14 protein-coding genes are annotated in these 17,793 nt (G+C 37.7%); 12 read left to right on the top strand and 2 right to left on the bottom strand.

All coding sequences use genetic code 11. The features are described 5' to 3' along the window. Window positions 1-228 precede the first annotated feature (228 nt). The 4 genes from KTI78_RS07285 to KTI78_RS07270 all read left to right on the top strand — a co-directional run bounded on the left by KTI78_RS07285 (window position 229) and on the right by KTI78_RS07270 (window position 5,877). Window positions 229-1,953, top strand: coding sequence for an acetolactate synthase 3 large subunit (locus tag KTI78_RS07285; RefSeq protein WP_016142213.1), 1,725 nt, complete (start codon window positions 229-231; stop codon window positions 1,951-1,953). After that, window positions 1,953-2,444 carry an acetolactate synthase small subunit gene (ilvN, locus tag KTI78_RS07280; RefSeq protein WP_001215920.1) on the top strand — a complete coding sequence of 164 codons (492 nt, stop codon included), beginning with the start codon at window positions 1,953-1,955 and terminating at the stop codon, window positions 2,442-2,444. The genes KTI78_RS07285 and ilvN overlap by 1 nt, the downstream gene beginning before the upstream one ends. Before the next feature lie 32 nt (window positions 2,445-2,476). Next, a complete protein-coding gene (ilvC, locus tag KTI78_RS07275; RefSeq protein ID WP_057075715.1) occupies window positions 2,477-3,493 on the top strand; it encodes a ketol-acid reductoisomerase in 1,017 nt (338 codons plus the stop codon). A gap of 329 nt (window positions 3,494-3,822) precedes the next feature. Continuing rightward, window positions 3,823-5,877, top strand: a complete 2,055-nt coding sequence (locus tag KTI78_RS07270; RefSeq protein WP_262445659.1) for a GGDEF domain-containing phosphodiesterase — start codon at window positions 3,823-3,825, stop codon at window positions 5,875-5,877. Between the two features lie 441 nt (window positions 5,878-6,318). Here KTI78_RS07270 and KTI78_RS07265 read toward each other — a convergent pair whose 3' ends face one another. Further along, the gene (locus tag KTI78_RS07265) at window positions 6,319-6,891 is read right to left on the bottom strand and encodes a TetR/AcrR family transcriptional regulator (RefSeq protein WP_262445658.1); all 573 of its coding nucleotides are present in this window, start codon (window positions 6,889-6,891) and stop codon (window positions 6,319-6,321) included. A gap of 326 nt (window positions 6,892-7,217) precedes the next feature. Between KTI78_RS07265 and KTI78_RS07260 the strand changes: the two genes are divergently transcribed. From KTI78_RS07260 to KTI78_RS07230, 7 genes are all read left to right on the top strand, one after another. Continuing rightward, window positions 7,218-8,081, top strand: a complete 864-nt coding sequence (locus KTI78_RS07260; RefSeq protein WP_016142209.1) for a hypothetical protein — start codon at window positions 7,218-7,220, stop codon at window positions 8,079-8,081. Window positions 8,082-8,279: 198 nt separating this feature from the next. After that, a complete protein-coding gene (locus KTI78_RS07255; RefSeq protein WP_262445657.1) occupies window positions 8,280-9,872 on the top strand; it encodes a peptide chain release factor 3 in 1,593 nt (530 codons plus the stop codon). Window positions 9,873-9,941: 69 nt separating this feature from the next. Then, window positions 9,942-10,784 (top strand): hypothetical protein, encoded by an 843-nt coding sequence (locus KTI78_RS07250; RefSeq protein WP_262445656.1) that lies wholly within the window; start codon window positions 9,942-9,944, stop codon window positions 10,782-10,784. A 91-nt stretch (window positions 10,785-10,875) separates the two neighbouring features. Then, window positions 10,876-11,817: a DUF3298 domain-containing protein gene (locus tag KTI78_RS07245; RefSeq protein WP_262445764.1), complete on the top strand. Its 942-nt coding sequence runs from the start codon at window positions 10,876-10,878 to the stop codon at window positions 11,815-11,817. Next, window positions 11,817-12,629, top strand: coding sequence for a TatD family hydrolase (locus KTI78_RS07240; RefSeq protein WP_262445655.1), 813 nt, complete (start codon window positions 11,817-11,819; stop codon window positions 12,627-12,629). The genes KTI78_RS07245 and KTI78_RS07240 overlap by 1 nt, the downstream gene beginning before the upstream one ends. A gap of 124 nt (window positions 12,630-12,753) precedes the next feature. After that, window positions 12,754-15,510 carry an aconitate hydratase AcnA gene (gene acnA / locus KTI78_RS07235; protein ID WP_262445654.1) on the top strand — a complete coding sequence of 919 codons (2,757 nt, stop codon included), beginning with the start codon at window positions 12,754-12,756 and terminating at the stop codon, window positions 15,508-15,510. A gap of 327 nt (window positions 15,511-15,837) precedes the next feature. Continuing rightward, window positions 15,838-16,599 carry a ThiF family adenylyltransferase gene (locus KTI78_RS07230; RefSeq protein ID WP_224992277.1) on the top strand — a complete coding sequence of 254 codons (762 nt, stop codon included), beginning with the start codon at window positions 15,838-15,840 and terminating at the stop codon, window positions 16,597-16,599. 72 nt (window positions 16,600-16,671) lie between these two features. On the opposite strand, the gene KTI78_RS07225 is transcribed toward KTI78_RS07230, so the two are convergent. After that, a complete protein-coding gene (locus tag KTI78_RS07225; protein ID WP_262445653.1) occupies window positions 16,672-16,794 on the bottom strand; it encodes a hypothetical protein in 123 nt (40 codons plus the stop codon). 96 nt (window positions 16,795-16,890) lie between these two features. Between KTI78_RS07225 and KTI78_RS07220 the strand changes: the two genes are divergently transcribed. Beyond that, window positions 16,891-17,790 carry a LysR family transcriptional regulator gene (locus KTI78_RS07220; protein ID WP_262445763.1) on the top strand — a complete coding sequence of 300 codons (900 nt, stop codon included), beginning with the start codon at window positions 16,891-16,893 and terminating at the stop codon, window positions 17,788-17,790. Window positions 17,791-17,793 lie beyond the last annotated feature (3 nt).

Here is a 17,793-nt window from a genome sequence, read left to right as displayed (position 1 = left end):
TTTTGTAATAGACATTCTCTCTAGCCGAGAGATTGATTTTACTTAAAGTATGTATATCCAGACATGCTTTATTAATGTTAAAAAAGCTTATACGGCTGAAAAACAGAAATTTTTCTATTGCAACGAAAACTAGACAATATGTGTGCTATAACAGTGCAGACAATTCAATGAATGAAACACTATTTGTGCCTTCCATAAATAGTGATAAAGATTTTAGGGTGAATCACGTTGGAACTTTTATCTGGTGGTGAAATGCTCGTTCGTGCTCTTGCGGACGAAGGCGTTGAACATGTTTTTGGTTATCCAGGCGGCGCTGTATTACATATTTATGATGCGCTATTTCAACAAGACAAAATTAATCATTACCTCGTACGTCATGAACAAGCTGCTGGTCATATGGCAGATGCTTACTCGCGTGCTACAGGTAAGACTGGCGTAGTACTGGTCACTTCTGGACCTGGCGCAACTAATACTGTGACTCCAATTGCAACAGCTTATATGGACTCAATCCCAATGGTGATTTTGTCTGGCCAGGTTGCATCACATCTTATTGGTGAAGACGCTTTCCAAGAAACTGACATGGTAGGTATTTCACGTCCGATCGTGAAACACAGTTTCCAAGTTCGTCACGCAAGTGAAATTCCTGCAATTATCAAAAAAGCATTTTATATCGCATCAAGTGGTCGTCCTGGCCCTGTTGTCGTCGATATTCCGAAAGATGCGACTAATCCTGCAGAAAAATTTGCGTACGAATATCCTGAAAAAGTGAAGATGCGTTCTTATCAGCCACCTTCACGTGGTCATTCTGGTCAAATTCGTAAAGCGATTGATGAGCTTTTAAGTGCAAAACGTCCTGTAATTTATACAGGTGGTGGTGTTGTTCAAGGTAATGCATCAGCATTATTGACTGAACTTGCTCATTTACTCGGTTACCCAGTGACTAACACACTTATGGGCCTTGGTGGCTTCCCTGGCGATGATCCACAGTTCATTGGCATGTTAGGTATGCATGGGACTTATGAAGCAAATATGACTATGCATAATGCTGATGTCATTCTTGCGGTAGGTGCTCGTTTTGATGACCGAGTAACTAATAACCCTGCAAAATTCTGTTTGAATGCCAAAGTTATTCATATTGATATTGATCCGGCGAGCATTTCAAAAACAATTATGGCGCACATTCCAATTGTAGGGGCAGTTGAGCCTGTACTTCAGGAAATGTTGACGCAATTGAAACAATTGAATGTGTCTAAGCCAAACCCTGAAGCAATTGCTGCATGGTGGGATCAAATTAATGAATGGCGTAAAGTTCATGGCTTGAAGTTCGAAACACCGACTGATGGCACAATGAAGCCACAACAAGTTGTTGAAGCTTTATATAAAGCGACCAATGGTGATGCCATCATTACTTCAGATGTGGGTCAACACCAAATGTTTGGTGCGTTGTACTACAAGTACAAACGTCCTCGTCAATGGATTAACTCAGGTGGATTGGGCACCATGGGCGTAGGTTTACCTTATGCTATGGCTGCGAAGCTTGCTTTCCCTGATCAACAAGTGGTTTGTATTACTGGTGAAGCTTCAATACAAATGTGTATTCAAGAGCTTTCAACCTGTAAGCAATACGGTATGAACGTGAAGATCTTATGCTTGAATAACCGTGCTTTAGGTATGGTTAAACAGTGGCAAGATATGAACTATGAAGGCCGTCACTCAAGCTCATATGTTGAATCATTGCCTGATTTTGGCAAATTGATGGAAGCTTATGGTCATGTGGGGATTCAGATTGATCATGCTGATGAACTAGAGTCAAAGCTTGCTGAAGCAATGGCTATTAATGATAAGTGTGTATTCATTAACGTCATGGTTGATCGCACGGAACATGTTTATCCAATGCTGATCGCAGGTCAGTCTATGAAGGATATGTGGTTAGGTAAAGGGGAGCGTACATAATGAGACATATTATTTCTGTACTCGTTGAAAACGAAGCTGGTGCGCTTTCTCGTTTGGTGGGCTTATTCAGTCAACGTAACTACAACATTGAGACGTTGAATGTAGCTCCAACCGAAGACCCTACGTTATCACGTTTGACGTTAACCACTTATGGTGATGACCATAAGATTGAACAGATTACAAAGCAGCTCAACAAACTTGTTGAAGTTGTAAAAGTAGTAGATTTATCAGAAGGTTCGCACATTGAGCGTGAACTGATGTTGATTAAAGTAAAAGCGTTAGGTGCTTCACGTGCTGAAATTAAGCGTACAGCGGATATTTTCCGTGCGCAAATTGTAGACGTGACCCCAACTACCTATACCATTCAAATAGCAGGGACAACTGAAAAATTAGATGGTTTTATCGATGCGCTTGCAGAAAACACTATTCTAGAAGTCGTTCGTTCAGGTGTATCTGGTATCGCCCGTGGCGAAAAAGTATTAGCCATTTAATTTTTTAAAAAGTATTTTAGCGGAGAACACAAATGCAAATTTTTTACGATAAAGACTGTGACTTATCAATCATCCAAGGCAAGAAAGTAGCGATTATTGGTTACGGTTCTCAAGGTCATGCTCATGCACTTAACCTTAAAGACTCAGGCGTAGATGTAACTGTAGGTTTACGTGCAGGTTCAGCTTCTTGGAAGAAAGCTGAAAATGCTGGTCTTAAAGTTGCAGAAGTTCCTGCTGCAGTTAAGCAAGCTGACCTCGTAATGATTTTGACTCCAGATGAATTCCAATCACAACTTTACCGTGACGTGATTGAACCAAACATCAAAGAAGGTGCAACTTTAGCATTTGCTCATGGTTTCTCAATTCTTTATAACCAAGTTGTTCCACGTAAAGACTTAGATGTAATCATGGTTGCTCCTAAAGCACCTGGTCACACAGTTCGTTCTGAATACCAACGTGGTTCAGGTGTTCCTGATCTAATCGCAATTCATCAAGATGCTTCTGGTAATGCACGTAACGTTGCTCTTTCTTATGCTTCTGGCGTAGGTGGCGGTCGTACAGGTATTATCGAAACTTCATTCCGTGAAGAAACTGAAACTGACTTATTCGGTGAGCAAGCAGTTCTTTGTGGTGGTGCAGTTGAACTCGTGAAAATGGGCTTCGAAACTTTAGTTGAAGCTGGTTATGCACCTGAAATGGCTTACTTCGAATGTTTACACGAGCTTAAATTGATCGTTGACTTAATGTTCGAAGGTGGTATCGCTGACATGAACTACTCAGTATCTAACAATGCTGAGTACGGTGAATATGTAACGGGTACTGAAGTAATCAACGAGCAGTCTCGTGAAGCGATGCGTAATGCATTAAAACGTATTCAATCTGGCGAATACGCGAAGATGTTCATTCAAGAGGGTGCATTAAATTACCCATCTATGACTGCTCGTCGTCGTCAAAATGCTGCACATGGTATTGAAGTAACTGGTAATAAGTTACGTGCAATGATGCCATGGATCCAAGCAAACAAAATCGTAGATAAAGAAAAGAACTAATTTTCCTTTTCTAATGCTTCAAAAGAACCCTGCTTAAAGCAGGGTTCTTTATTTATATTATTTTTTTATTTGAATGCTACAATTGTGATTAGGTCGTCTTGAATAGATTAAATAAATTCTATATTTTTCATATAATTGGCTGCTTGGTTTTTATTTACTTTATTGATTTATAAAGTAAAAAATACTTGACCAAAAGATAGATAATGTTATTGTTTATAACTGACTGAATAAGTCAAATTTACTAAAATTTCTTTAACATGTTTAATTGTATTTTGGGCAATGAGTTGAACAAAATAAAAAAAAGTATTGAATAATCATGGAAGTCCAATATGGGTCATGTTGATTACGATAGCACAATGATCGTCGGCTCTTTTATTGCAGCTGGCCTCACTTGCTATATTGTAATTTCCATGGAGCAGCTAATATTCAAGCAACTCTATAAAAAGTTTGAATCCTTAATTTTATTTATTAATGGATTGCTACTCGCTTTAGCAATTAGTATTGTTCATATTGTTGGCATACAAGCTTATCATCTGTTTGATACAGCCAACTCGAATATTCCTTTAATTGTCATTTCTTATGCCATTAGTGCATTGTTATCTTGCATTGCGATGTGGTTGACTTCACGTTTTACACTTCCTTTATTTAGACTCATTTTGAGTTCGATTATTATGGGAATTGGAATTTCAGCTTCATATTACATTAGCATGTTGGGCTGGAATATTAATGTTTATAAAAAAGATTACACTTCGTTCTTACTCTTATTTTCTGTATTAATTGCAATGAGTGGTTCGGGGTTAGCGTTTTTACTCGCCTATAAATTAAAAGATACCGAACGATATCGCTTAACCTTAAAAATCGCATTTTCGATAATGATGACCTTAAGCATCATGGGGATGCACTATACTGCTCTTATTGCGACGAATATTACTGATAAATTTATTAGCCAATATCAGGCTGAACATGACTTATTACTATTTACAATTATTCTAGTCACCTGTTTGGTACTCGTAGCAAGTTTTATTGTGGCAATGTTAGAACAACGCCTCATGCAACAAAATTTAGAATTGCGCAAGGCAAATAAAGAATTAGCTAATTTATCTATACAAGACAATTTAACCAAGCTGCCAAATCGCCTTTATTTAGTTGATTATGCTGAAGTATTGCTTTCAGATCATCGATATAAAGATCAAAAAATTGCTTTTTTATATATTGATTTAGACCGTTTTAAATCAGTGAATGATGCATTTGGGCATCATGTAGGTGACCAACTCCTCATTCAAATGGCAAATCGTTTACACTGGCAACTCAATGAGAAATGTAAACTACTTAGAATTGGTGGCGATGAGTTTTTGCTTATTGCAGAAAATACAAATTCAGATGAAGCTGTTGTGTTGGCCGAGAAAGTTTTACAGCTGATTCAGGAAAGTTATCAAATTTCTGGTAAAGAAATTAATATTTCTGCGAGTTTAGGAGTAGCACTCTTTCCTGAGCATGGACAAAATGTTCAAGACTTACTCATGAACGCTGATGCCGCGATGCTCATGTCTAAAGAGCAGGGCCGGAATACTTACACCATATTCAGTTATTCAACTCATCAACAAGAAACAAGAAGCCAGTCAAAACTGATCAATGATCTTTATAAAGCCGTAGAAGAAAAGCAATTCATCTTATATTACCAACCAAAATTTAATACGAATCTTGAAGTGTGCGGTGTGGAAGCATTAATCCGTTGGAATCATCCAGCTTTAGGAATTCTCACCCCACATATGTTCATAGAGGGTGCAGAAAAAACAGGTTTGATCATTCCAATGGGATATTGGGCGCTTGAGCAAGCTTGCCTGCAAATTCAGGAATGGGAACGCAGTAATACACCATTTTATCCAGTTGCAGTGAACCTGTCGGCACTGCAATTTGAAAATAAAAAGTTATTTAGTACACTCGAAGCATTGTTAAAAAAATATCAAATTCAACCTCATCACTTAATTGTTGAGATTACTGAATCAACAGCAATGCGGCATATTGATTTAAGTATTCGAGCCTGTGAGCGACTGCGAGACATGGGCATTCGAGTTGCAATTGATGATTTTGGGACAGGGCATTCGAGTTTCTTGTATTTAAAAGATTTGCCTGTAGATGAATTGAAAATTGATCGTGGCTTTATTGTTGATTTAAAACCAGGTTCAAAAGAAGAAGTCATTCTAGAAAGTATTATTCATTTAGCTAAAAAGTTGGGTTTAACCGTAACTGCCGAAGGAGTAGAAACTCAACAGCAGGTTGAGATTTTGACTCGTTTAGGTTGCCAGCAATTTCAGGGTTATTTATTAGGTATGCCTGTTCAGGTTGATCAGCTCATTGAAACCCAAGGCGCCCATTTCGCTTAATCTTTTCTATATCGGTTTTTAAACCTCATATTTTCTTTTAATTTTTTCTTTAAAGAACAATTAATTAAAATAAAATTATCTTTTAAAAGCACACCTATATATTTGTAGTAATGAAATAGTAGTAGTTTCTCAATTGGTTGAGTATTTTACATATAATAATTTATGAATATATACTGTAAGTATAAAGTAATACTAATAAATTGATGTTTGCGTTTTATAAAATATAAGAGGTGAAAAGGATTATTATAAAGCATTGTGAAGTTTATATAATAATTAGAATTAATGAAGATGGGGTTAAATAAAATTATTCATTTTTATAAAATATAAATACATTAATTTTTGAAGTTGAATAGATTTTTGGTGGAGTTGGATAGTAGACTCCACCGAAATAAAAATAACTTCTATTTTTATTAAAATATAAAATTTTAATTAATTTATAAATTAAATAGTTGCACAATCTCGGATTGTTTCAAACTCAATAATTTTATTTATATAATACCATGTTTCTTCGGGTTTAATCTTTTCTTTGTTTATAGTGCCATCAATAATAATTCCATCTACAATGTTAAGAAAAAGTCCTGTTAGAATTTTCGTATTTTCAACCTCCAACTCTGAAAGGGCTGAAAAAACTAATGCGTAAATCCACTCTCGGTACTCATTAATTTGATGTTTGATAGAAGGATATAATTGCATGACTTCGATGGTCGCTTTCTTAAATAAGCAGCCATTAAAGTCATCTGTGTTGATCCATTCGATATACCAAGTAAAGATTTTTTTTAGTCTAAGTAAGGGGTTGTTAATGTTATTAATTTTTTCCAACATTGAATCTTGGATTTCTAAATTTCTTTTATAAAGACATTCTTCAATTAAGACTTCTTTAGAAGAAAAGTATTTATAAAAAGTCATTTTTGCAACGCCAGATTCAGCAATAATACGATCAACACCAATAGACGTATAGCTTTTTTGGTTAAAGAGGGAGGTAGCTGTTCTTATAATAGTTTCTCTTTTTGACATTGGTTTCCCCGTCGCGGATATTTTTTGATTAACTTTGCTATTGTAAAGTGTAGAAGCTTAAATAAAACTTATTTTATAGTATTTAAAAAATTATATTTATTCAATAGCTTGGTTAATTTAAAAAACAACATATTATATATTGAGTTTGCAATAGTTTACTTTTTTAAATATTATTAATTAATCCGTTGATTTGTTGAGATAATAAACATAGTATCAACTTGTTAAGCATAGGTGAGCGGAATTTATTTTAGCAATTGAATGCATAATTGAAATAAAGGGAAAACCTATAACTTAACTATAAGAACAACTTTCTACTGAGAATCATTATGTTAAAAAAATTTGAAGACTTTAATAATCCAAGAGAAAAAGCATTGCAGGGGATGAAAAACAGTATCCCTGCAAAACAATGGGATGAAAATTTACAATTTCTTCAACAGTTAAGAAAAACAATTGCAGAATTGCCGGTTTGTAAGCATCCTGCAATCGAGTTATTAAACAGTGGATATCTGGATAAGACAACGTTGACGCATATTCATTTAGAATATCGCCACGCGATTGTGCAGATTTTTACTGATGCTCTATTACAAGCACAGTTTTTAACAAAACAATTGGAACCTAAACTCCATTCAGGAGCCAAAATGTTTCCAAGAGTGTTATTAAGTTTAAATATACTTGATGAATTCGGTTTTCGTCCTGGACTCGATAAAGATAATTACTATTTGGGCAACCCTGAATACGCTCATTATCCTTTATATGAGGATTTACTTAATGATTATGGTTTAACTGAGCTTGACCGTCGTAATTATAAGCCGTCAAAATTTGCAGATCAGGTGAGATCATTCTTAGAGTCTTCTTATGATAGTTATATCAAGGTCGTAGCATTATTGGCCGTTGCAGAGGAAGAGGTCATTCTTTTTAGCCCACCACTGCGTCAAGCAACCAAATTCGTAAATATCGATGTTGAAGGTGGTGGCTATTACCATGTACATGGTGTATCTACTGATGAAACATCTGAGGCTGCTGATGATGACCACCAAGATGACCTTTGGTTTGCATTAGCCCAAGCGATTACAAAAGATGATTATGAGAGCTTAACCAAGCTATGTATTGATTACTGTGCTTTATGGAATGAGTTCTGGGATGCACAAATTGCAGATGTTCAATTTATTGAAGAAAAGAAACTGGCATAACAATTCTATTAAGTTTTAACAAAGCCCATCTATCAACAGGTGGGTTTTTTTAATTGAAAAGATCTAAAAAGCTTATGAGTAGCTCTTGGCTTATCAACAATCATTAAACAGTTCTATAAATCTGCTACAATTACGCCAATTTTTATTTTGATCGACTTTAGGTCTTTGGCACTGCAATCTCCGCAGTAGGTGTATTTCATGAGTTTTAAAGATGAGTTAGCGGCACAGGTTGCTCAACGCCGCACATTTGCCATCATTTCCCACCCCGATGCCGGTAAAACCACCATGACAGAAAAATTACTGTTATGGGGTAAAGCAATTCAGGTTGCAGGGATGGTAAAAAGCCGTAAATCTGATCGCGCAGCTACATCTGACTGGATGGAAATGGAAAAAGAGCGTGGAATTTCGATTACCACTTCTGTCATGCAGTTTCCTTATAAAGGTCATACCATTAACTTACTTGATACACCGGGACATGAAGACTTCTCTGAAGATACTTATCGTACCCTAACAGCAGTTGACTCTGCATTAATGGTGATTGATGGTGCAAAAGGTGTCGAAGAACGTACCATCAAATTGATGGAAGTTTGTCGTATGCGTGACACTCCTATCATTTCGTTCGTAAATAAGATGGACCGTGAGATTCGTGAACCACTTGAGTTACTCGATGAAATTGAAAATGTCCTTAATATTCGCTGTGTACCTATTACATGGCCTTTAGGGATGGGACGTGATTTTGCTGGTGTATACAATATTCTTGAAAATAAATTGTATGTTTACAAAGCAGGTTTTGGTTCAACCATTACAGATATTGAAGTGCGCGATGGCTATGATCATGCGGATATTCGCGAAAAAGTAGGTGAGTTGGCTTGGGCATCTTTTGAAGAGTCGCTTGAACTTGTGCAAATGGCGAATGAGCCATTAGACCGCGAATTATTTTTACAAGGTAAGCAAACTCCGGTTCTATTTGGTACGGCATTAGGTAACTTTGGTGTTGACCATGTATTAGATGCTTTCATGGGCTGGGCGCCTGAACCTAAAGCGCATCCTACACAAGAGCGTATGGTTGAAGCGAAAGAAGAAGGTTTCTCTGGTTTTGTATTTAAAATTCAAGCCAATATGGATCCGAAACACCGTGACCGTATTGCCTTCATGCGTATTTGCTCTGGTAAATATGAAAAAGGCTTAAAGATGAACCACGTGCGTCTTGGCAAAGATGTCCGCATTAGTGATGCTTTGACATTCCTTGCTGGTGAGCGTGAACATTTAGAAGAAGCATGGCCAGGCGATATTATTGGTTTACATAACCATGGCACAATTCAAATTGGTGATACTTTTACCAGTGGTGAAAATTTACATTTCACAGGTATTCCTCACTTTGCGCCAGAGATGTTCCGTCGTGTGCGTTTAAAAGATCCATTGAAGTCAAAACAATTGCAAAAAGGTTTGAAAGAGCTGTCGGAAGAAGGGGCGACTCAGGTATTTATGCCACAAATCAGCAATGACCTGATTGTGGGTGCGGTAGGTGTGCTTCAGTTCGATGTGGTTGCTTATCGTTTGAAAGAAGAATATAAGGTTGACTGTGTTTATGAACCTGTAAGTGTTAACACAGTTCGCTGGATTCACTGTGATGACGAAAAAACTCTGAATGAGTTTAAGAAGAAAGCACATGATCAACTTTCTATCGATGGCGGCGGACACTTGACCTATCTTGCGCCAAGCCGAGTGAACTTGCAGATTATGCAAGAGCGTTGGCCTGATATTCAGTTCCGTAACACACGTGAACACTGATCATTTTAATGTGACAAACAGCTTCGAATAGAAGCTGTTTTGTTTTGAAAAATAAGAAAGGATGATGAAATGAATTTGAATAGAAAGACAATTATTGCGCTTGTGGTTGCAGTAATCATATTACTTTTAGCTATTTGCCTTTTTGTCTGGAAAAGCACTCAGCCTTCATCATCTTCTCAAACAAAACTAGCATCTACCCAAACTCAACATATAGAAAAGGCTGAAGTACTGCCATTTCTTAACTTACAACAAGTAAAAGCGGATTATGCTTTGCCATTTTGTGAGAAGAAAAACTGTATTGATGTCGATATTCAAACGATAAAGACCCAAGATGCATGGCTAAATGGCTGGATTGCCAAAAGTCAGGCTAAAGTGATCCAAGACCAGATTGATTTGAAAAAAGACTTAAGCTTGCAGCAAGCCATTAATGCCTATGTTAAAAAGTCTGATGAATGGCAAGATAAATATTCAAAGAATCGGGCTTACGAATTACATCTTCATACGCGTATTGCATCGCAGCGTAATCAATATGTTTTATTGCAATTAGGACTTGATACCAAGCAAGAAGAGCTCACAATTAAAGATCGTTATTACTTTTTTGTAGCAGACCGGAAATTGCATAAAAGCTTAACTTTGTTAGATGTTTTAAAGAAGGATCAGCAAACTACTGTGCATCAAATGGTGCAGGTGGCCTATCAAGATTGGTTAAAAAAACAGACTGCTGACATAAAGAAAGAAGCACCAAAAACTTTATATTGGGGGCAGGCAGATTGGTTCTTTGATGGTGAAGGTGTTGGCTTACATTATCAGGCAAACCAGATTACTAAAGAAGCTCCACAGCTCGATATTTATTTATCTAAAGAACAAACCAAAAAAATATTACAACCCGAGGTTTATGAACAAATGTTTTAAGATGGTAGCAGAATTTGCAACCTCTATTTATATGCGCTAATTTCTTAGAAAAGGCACTGTGTAATCTCCTTAGAATAAAAGGCAAAATATGATGTTATCTTCTAAAGCTTCACTGCGATTAACTTTGCTTGCTTCTGCTATATTTTTGGTGGCATGCCAACCTAAAGCTGATCCTAAGGATTCTCAAGAACAGCAGAAACCAGCAGTCGAGGAACAAAAGCCAGTAGAGCTGACTTTGAAGGGCGAAACAGTTCCTACTAAGGTTGCTTTACCTGATTGTGATGGTAAAACTTGTCCAGAATTCACAGTTGAACGTTTGCAGAGTAATTTTCCATTTATTGACAAAATTCTAGATCAGCAAATCTTAAAGACTCTAGGTCAAATTTTAGAGATTGCTGAACCAGATGCTAAAGTGAAGCAAGCCGATCAAAAAACAGAAGCTTCAGCAGTTGCGGGAGCAGAGCAAAAAAATAGTTTTGATGCACAGGTTCAACGTTATGCCAATTCATTTATTGGTTTAGACAATGAGTTAAAAGCTTTAAGTAGTAATCATCAAATTAATCTTTTGGTGAAACCTAAGATTTTGCAGGCTCAAGGTAAAGTCGTAACCGTGGTGCTTAATAGTAGTAGCTATTTAGGTGGTGCACACGGTTCTGCTGCACAGCATTATTATAATTTTGATTTAAAAGAACAAAAGCAGATTAAGCTGGAAGATTTGTTACGCCCACAGCAAAAAACTGCATTAGAAAAGTTAGCCCATGAAGCCTTTAAGACTTGGGTTACAGACTCTAAACTGGCTGATAATGTAGGTGAATATGAGCAAGCTTGGCCATTTAAGTTATCTGATAACTTCTTATTGGGTGAGCAAGGTTTAATTCTTCAATACGGTGAATATGAAATTGGACCATATGTGGTAGGATTACCTCGATTAGTCATTCCATATGACCAATTACAAGACGTGTTGAAACAAGAGTATTTGCCACAGCCTAAAGCTAAACCAGCTTCGGCACCAGTTGCAAAAAGTGCTGGCTAATGCATTTGTTTGATACCCATACCCATTTTGATGTTGCCGATTTTGATGAAGATCGGCAGCAGTTAGCGCTTGATGCCAAAAAAGTGGGCGTAGATGCATTAGTCTTAATTGGTTTTGTGCAGTCACGCTTTGATGAATTGGTGCAAACTCATCATCAGTTAAAAAGCTGGGAAAATGTGCCCACTTCATATTTAGCACCAGGTTTACATCCGTTTTATATTGAGCAACATCAACCAGAGCATTTGACTCAGCTTGAACACATCTTGCAGCAACAGGACTGCGTGGCAGTGGGTGAAATTGGCTTAGATACTTTCTTAAAAGAGCATAAGCAGCCCGATATATATGCTAAGCAAAAACAATATTTTGCAGATCATTTAGAGTTGGCAACGCAATATCAAAAACCAGTGTTACTCCACATTCGAAAAGCACATGGTGATGTGCTCGCTATATTAAAAGCTCAAAAATTTAAATTGGGTGGCATTGCTCATGCATTTAGTGGTGGGGTAGAAGAGGCAAAAGGCCTTATTAAGCTTGGTTTTAAAATTGGTGTGACAGGACAGATTACCAACCCGAACGCAAAAAAACTTCATACTGTTGTGCAGGCCATAGGTGCCGAGCACTTGGTGATCGAAACAGATTGCCCAGATATGACACCGCTTTGCTGCCAAACCTCAACTGAACAACGTACTCGTAATACTCCTGTTAATTTGCCTTATGTTTTACAAAGTTTGGCCGAAAATTTAAATATGCGAGAGTCAGATTTGGCTGAGGTGCTGTGGAAAAACTCTCTCTCTGCATTGAAATTATCGTAATAAAAATCAAAGATTAAAAATATTAACTAAAACAAAACACAGCGATTAAAAAAGAAGCTTAAAGTAAGAAAACAACATGTAAAAACGTGAAAAATAACATTGCCAGACATGGGAGGATAACCCAATGGCTAAGTATAGCAATATCAATAGTTTTAATGCTTTACAGACGCTAACAGTAGGTTCCAGCAATTATCAGATTTTTAGCTTAGCCCAAGCAGAGAAAACGCTAGGGGATATTGCCAAACTGCCGAAATCTTTAAAGGTATTATTGGAAAACTTATTACGGTTTGAAGATCAGCACAGCGTTAAAACTGAACACATCCATGCTTTAGCAGAATGGCTAAAAACCCGCACCTCAGATCAGGAAATTCAATATCGACCTGCGCGGGTTTTAATGCAAGATTTTACGGGTGTTCCTGCGGTTGTTGACTTAGCTGCAATGCGAGCAGCGATGGCACAAGCGGGCGGTGACCCTGAAAAAATTAACCCATTATCTCCTGTTGATTTGGTGATCGATCACTCGGTGATGGTCGACTATTTTGCTGATGATCAGGCATTTGAAGAAAACGTACAAATCGAGATGCAGCGTAATGGTGAGCGATATCAGTTTTTACGTTGGGGACAGTCTGCATTTAATAACTTTAGTGTAGTGCCACCAGGTACGGGGATTTGCCATCAGGTCAATTTAGAATATTTGGCACAAGCAGTGTGGTTAGGCGAGGATAACGGCCAGACTTTTGCTTTTCCAGATACTTTAGTGGGTACAGACTCACATACCACCATGATTAATGGTTTAGGTGTATTAGGTTGGGGTGTAGGAGGAATTGAGGCTGAAGCAGCTATGCTGGGCCAACCTATCTCGATGCTGATTCCTGAAGTCATTGGTTTTAAGCTCACAGGAAAACTACCAGAAGGCATTACGGCAACTGACTTGGTGCTGACTATTACTCAAATGCTTCGTCAAAAAGGTGTCGTGGGTAAATTTGTAGAGTTCTATGGAGACGGCTTAGCTGATTTACCACTTGCTGACCGTGCAACTATTGCCAACATGGCACCAGAGTATGGTGCGACTTGTGGTTTCTTCCCAATTGATGAAGTGACATTAGGTTATTTAAAATTAACTGGTCGTCAAAGTGATCGTATTGCATTGGTTGAAGCGTATAGCAAAGCACAAGGCTTATGGCGAAATGCTGGTGATGAACCTGTTTTTACAGATACTTTAAGTCTAGATATGAGTACAGTTCAGGCAAGTTTGGCAGGTCCAAAACGCCCACAAGACCGAGTGCTTTTATCAGAAGTACCAAAAACGTTTAATGCGCTCATGGAGTTAACTTTAAAACCGGCCAAAGAAGCCAAAGAACGTTTGGAAAATGAAGGCGGTGGCGGTACTGCTGTCGAGGCAAAAAAAGCAAATATTCAACATGAAAGTCCTTCTTGCGTGATTGAAGGACAAACTTATCCATTAAATCATGGTGATGTTGTTATTTCGGCCATCACATCTTGTACCAATACTTCTAACCCGAGTGTAATGCTGGCGGCTGGATTACTTGCTAAAAAAGCCATTGAAAAAGGTTTGCAACGGAAACCATGGGTGAAAAGCTCTCTTGCACCGGGTTCTAAGGTCGTTACAGATTATTTATTAGCTGCAGGCCTTACCCCATATTTAGATGAGTTGGGCTATAACTTGGTGGGATATGGTTGTACAACCTGTATTGGTAACTCAGGTCCATTACCTGAACCAGTTGAAGACGCAATTCAATGCCATGATTTGAATGTTGCATCTGTACTTTCTGGTAACCGTAACTTTGAAGGACGCGTACACCCATTGGTTAAAACAAACTGGCTTGCTTCGCCACCTTTGGTCGTCGCTTATGGTTTAGTGGGTAATATCCGTACCGATTTGACTACGCAACCTATAGGGCAAGGTAAAGATGGGCAACCTGTTTATTTAAAAGATATCTGGCCAAGTCAGGCGGAAATTGATGCTGTCTTACAGAAAGTAAATACAGAGATGTTCCATAAAGAATATGCTGCGGTATTTGATGGTGATGAAAGCTGGCAAGCGATCCAGATCCCGAAAAGTAAAACTTACGAATGGGCGGATGATTCGACTTATATTCGTCATCCACCGTTCTTTGAGGGTATTGGCGAACCACCAAAACCAATTAAAAATATTGAACAGGCACGTGTTTTGGCAGTGCTCGGTGACTCGGTAACGACTGACCATATTTCACCGGCAGGCAATATTAAAAAAGACAGTCCGGCAGGCCGATATTTACAAGAGCAAGGTGTTGAGCCAAAAGACTTTAACTCCTATGGTTCACGACGTGGTAATCATGAAGTCATGATGCGCGGAACCTTTGCCAACATTCGTATTAAAAACGAGATGCTTGGTGGTGAAGAGGGTGGTAATACTATTCATGTGCCAAGTGGTGAGAAGCTTGCCATTTATGATGCGGCGATGCGTTACCAACAAGAACACACACCGCTTGTGATTATTGCTGGTAAAGAATACGGAACAGGTTCTTCACGTGACTGGGCTGCTAAGGGAACAAACTTATTAGGCGTAAAAGCAGTGATTGCCGAGAGCTTTGAACGTATTCACCGTTCAAACTTGGTGGGTATGGGCGTGTTGCCATTACAGTTTATTGATGGGCAAACGCGGCAATCACTCAACTTAACTGGTCATGAGGTGATATCAATTCGAGGTTTATCAGATGGGATTGAACCTCATCAAATTCTTGAAGTTGATGTAAAAGGGCCAAATGGAGTAGCCAGCCACTTTAATGTGTTATGTCGAATTGATACGTTAAATGAGGTTGAGTACTTTAAGGCGGGTGGTATTTTGCATTATGTACTGCGGAATTTGATTGTTGGTTAATGTTATTTTGAGATTAATACCAATCAATATTTGTATTGGTTGGTATTGGAAGAATTATCACGGCAGAGTCTTATCGTAAAAAATTCTAATGGTAGTAGCTCATAACCCTACTTTTGTTTCGGCAAAAGTAGGCAAAACCATTGCCATTCACAGAACCTGTTCAATACTGATTAATATCTTATGTTTTGCAAAAACAGTATCTTGTTAATGCTCGACAGGCTGTGAATGGCTTTGGCACCAATCAGATAGCTATCTAGTACAAAGTAGCAATTTGGTTTTGAAAAGCAGTAAAATAGCCACCGTGTTTTATATCCCCAAAGAGTAGCAATGACCGATCTTCAACAAGATGAATATGACCGCCGTTTTGCAGGTGTAGCGAAAGTTTATGGTGATTCATCGTTCCAGCACTATGAAAAAAGTCATGTGATGGTGATTGGGATTGGTGGTGTTGGTAGTTGGGCGGTAGAAGCTTTGGCACGCACGGGTATTGGTGAGATTACATTAGTCGATATGGATGTGGTTGCAGCATCAAATGTGAACCGTCAATTACCTGCAATGACATCAACACTGGGTTGTGAAAAAGTTGAGATTATGGCGGAGCGTTGTCGCCAAATTAACCCACGTATTAAAGTCAATATTATTGATGACTTCTTAACCCCTGAGAATGTCACCGAAATTTTAAATCCTGTACCTGATATTATCTTGGACTGTATTGATGACGTTAAAGCGAAATTGGCTTTAATGCTTCATTGTCGTTTTAATAAAATTCCTTTGATTGTTTCGGGTGGAGCAGGTGGTAAACTCGATCCCCTTAAAATCCGTGTGGCTGATTTATCAAAAACAGAACAGGACCCGATGTTAGCGAAGCTCCGTAGTCAGCTTCGTGCTCGAGGTATTTGTAAAAAGCCAAAAGAGAAATTTGGAATTACCTGTATTTACTCAATCGATAACCCATTTTCTAGTGCAGATGTCTGCCCATCGGCAGGGTTGCGCTGTGGTGGATATGGTTCAGCGGTAGTGGTAACGTCAAGCTTTGCGATGATTGCTGTAGCTGAAGTTTTGAAGAAACTCGATTTAAAGAAAGCATAATTTAAATATTGAAGAGGCATGCGCTTATGTGAGTGCATGCCTTTTGTTTTTTTGAGTAAAGTTAAAATTTATTTAATCATATAACTCTATGTTGTCGTGTTGGGGCTGTGTTGGGAGCTGTTGATCATAAAATTTAAAGCACCATAAAATTAGAATAACAACGGTGAAGATGGCTAAACCTTTTAAATACTTCATGAATAATTCAATCAAGTGAATGGTCTTGATAAAATTCTAGCGAAGACAATCTATCTAATCTAATATAGAAAATAGACCTAATGATCTAATTTTGAGATAGAAATGCTCACATTAAAACAATTCCAATATTTTATAAAAATCGTTGAAGAAGGAAGCTTTACCGCGGCTTCTGAAAAGCTATTCATAGCTCAGTCTGCTTTAAGTCGGCAAATTAAATTATTAGAAGAAGAAATTGACTTTAAATTATTTGATCGTACTGATAAGAAAGTGAAACTGACGACAGCGGGAGAGGTCTTCTATAAAAAAATAAAAGATAATATGCATTATTTAAATGAGATTATTGGCGTTTCTAAGAATATTGCAGAAGGAAAAAATCGCCAGATTAAAATTGCTCACTCGAGCAGTATTGTTATGGATGCTAAAAAGGTTCAAATATTAAAAGAAATTAGCTTAAAGCAAAAAATTAACTTTGAGATAAATACGTTGTCATCTGAGCATCAGGTTTTGGCTTTACTGAATGGGGAGATTGATATTGGTTTAATTAGACCACCAGTTCGGCATACATTAGATGACGTCAATGTTATTAAATTATATGAAGAACCTTTAATGGTGGCTGTGCATATTGATCATACTAAATTTGCAAATAAAGAGAAGTTGGAAGTCAAAGATTTAAAAGAGGAATACTTTGTTTCTACACCACATTCTAAAAGAGGTGGATTAAGCTATTTAGTTTCAAATTTATGTTTAGCCGCAGGATTTACTCCACAAAAAGCTCCAATTCAGTCACGTAAGATTTCACAGTTGCAACTTGTGGCTGCAAATTTAGGTGTAAGTATTGTGCCTAAAGAATTTCAGCAAATCTTGCCTGCTCAGGTAAAACTATTGCCTTTAACTGATCAGCTATCACTTTCGGAAGTGGTTTTAGTCTATAGAAAAGATCATGATGAAATAATTCAGCATTGTGCCGAACGCATCCATCAAGTTTTTCAATTTTAGGAA

Source organism: Acinetobacter sp. WU_MDCI_Abxe161 (assembly GCF_025514355.1).
Classification (GTDB): Bacteria; Pseudomonadota; Gammaproteobacteria; order Pseudomonadales; family Moraxellaceae; genus Acinetobacter; species Acinetobacter pittii_E.
This window is presented reverse-complemented; position numbering and strand designations above follow the sequence as displayed.

What these genes read in the sequence shown, in the direction of transcription:
- KTI78_RS07225 (WP_262445653.1), bottom strand. Translation starts at nt 16,794, where the DNA reads ATGAAGTATTTAAAAGGTTTAGCCATCTTCACCGTTGTTATTCTAATT.
- KTI78_RS07230 (WP_224992277.1), top strand. Translation starts at nt 15,838, where the DNA reads ATGACCGATCTTCAACAAGATGAATATGACCGCCGTTTTGCAGGTGTA.
- ilvC (WP_057075715.1), top strand. Translation starts at nt 2,477, where the DNA reads ATGCAAATTTTTTACGATAAAGACTGTGACTTATCAATCATCCAAGGC.
- KTI78_RS07270 (WP_262445659.1), top strand. Translation starts at nt 3,823, where the DNA reads ATGGGTCATGTTGATTACGATAGCACAATGATCGTCGGCTCTTTTATT.
- KTI78_RS07240 (WP_262445655.1), top strand. Translation starts at nt 11,817, where the DNA reads ATGCATTTGTTTGATACCCATACCCATTTTGATGTTGCCGATTTTGAT.
- KTI78_RS07255 (WP_262445657.1), top strand. Translation starts at nt 8,280, where the DNA reads ATGAGTTTTAAAGATGAGTTAGCGGCACAGGTTGCTCAACGCCGCACA.
- KTI78_RS07245 (WP_262445764.1), top strand. Translation starts at nt 10,876, where the DNA reads ATGTTATCTTCTAAAGCTTCACTGCGATTAACTTTGCTTGCTTCTGCT.
- KTI78_RS07260 (WP_016142209.1), top strand. Translation starts at nt 7,218, where the DNA reads ATGTTAAAAAAATTTGAAGACTTTAATAATCCAAGAGAAAAAGCATTG.
- KTI78_RS07250 (WP_262445656.1), top strand. Translation starts at nt 9,942, where the DNA reads ATGAATTTGAATAGAAAGACAATTATTGCGCTTGTGGTTGCAGTAATC.
- ilvN (WP_001215920.1), top strand. Translation starts at nt 1,953, where the DNA reads ATGAGACATATTATTTCTGTACTCGTTGAAAACGAAGCTGGTGCGCTT.
- acnA (WP_262445654.1), top strand. Translation starts at nt 12,754, where the DNA reads ATGGCTAAGTATAGCAATATCAATAGTTTTAATGCTTTACAGACGCTA.
- KTI78_RS07265 (WP_262445658.1), bottom strand. Translation starts at nt 6,891, where the DNA reads ATGTCAAAAAGAGAAACTATTATAAGAACAGCTACCTCCCTCTTTAAC.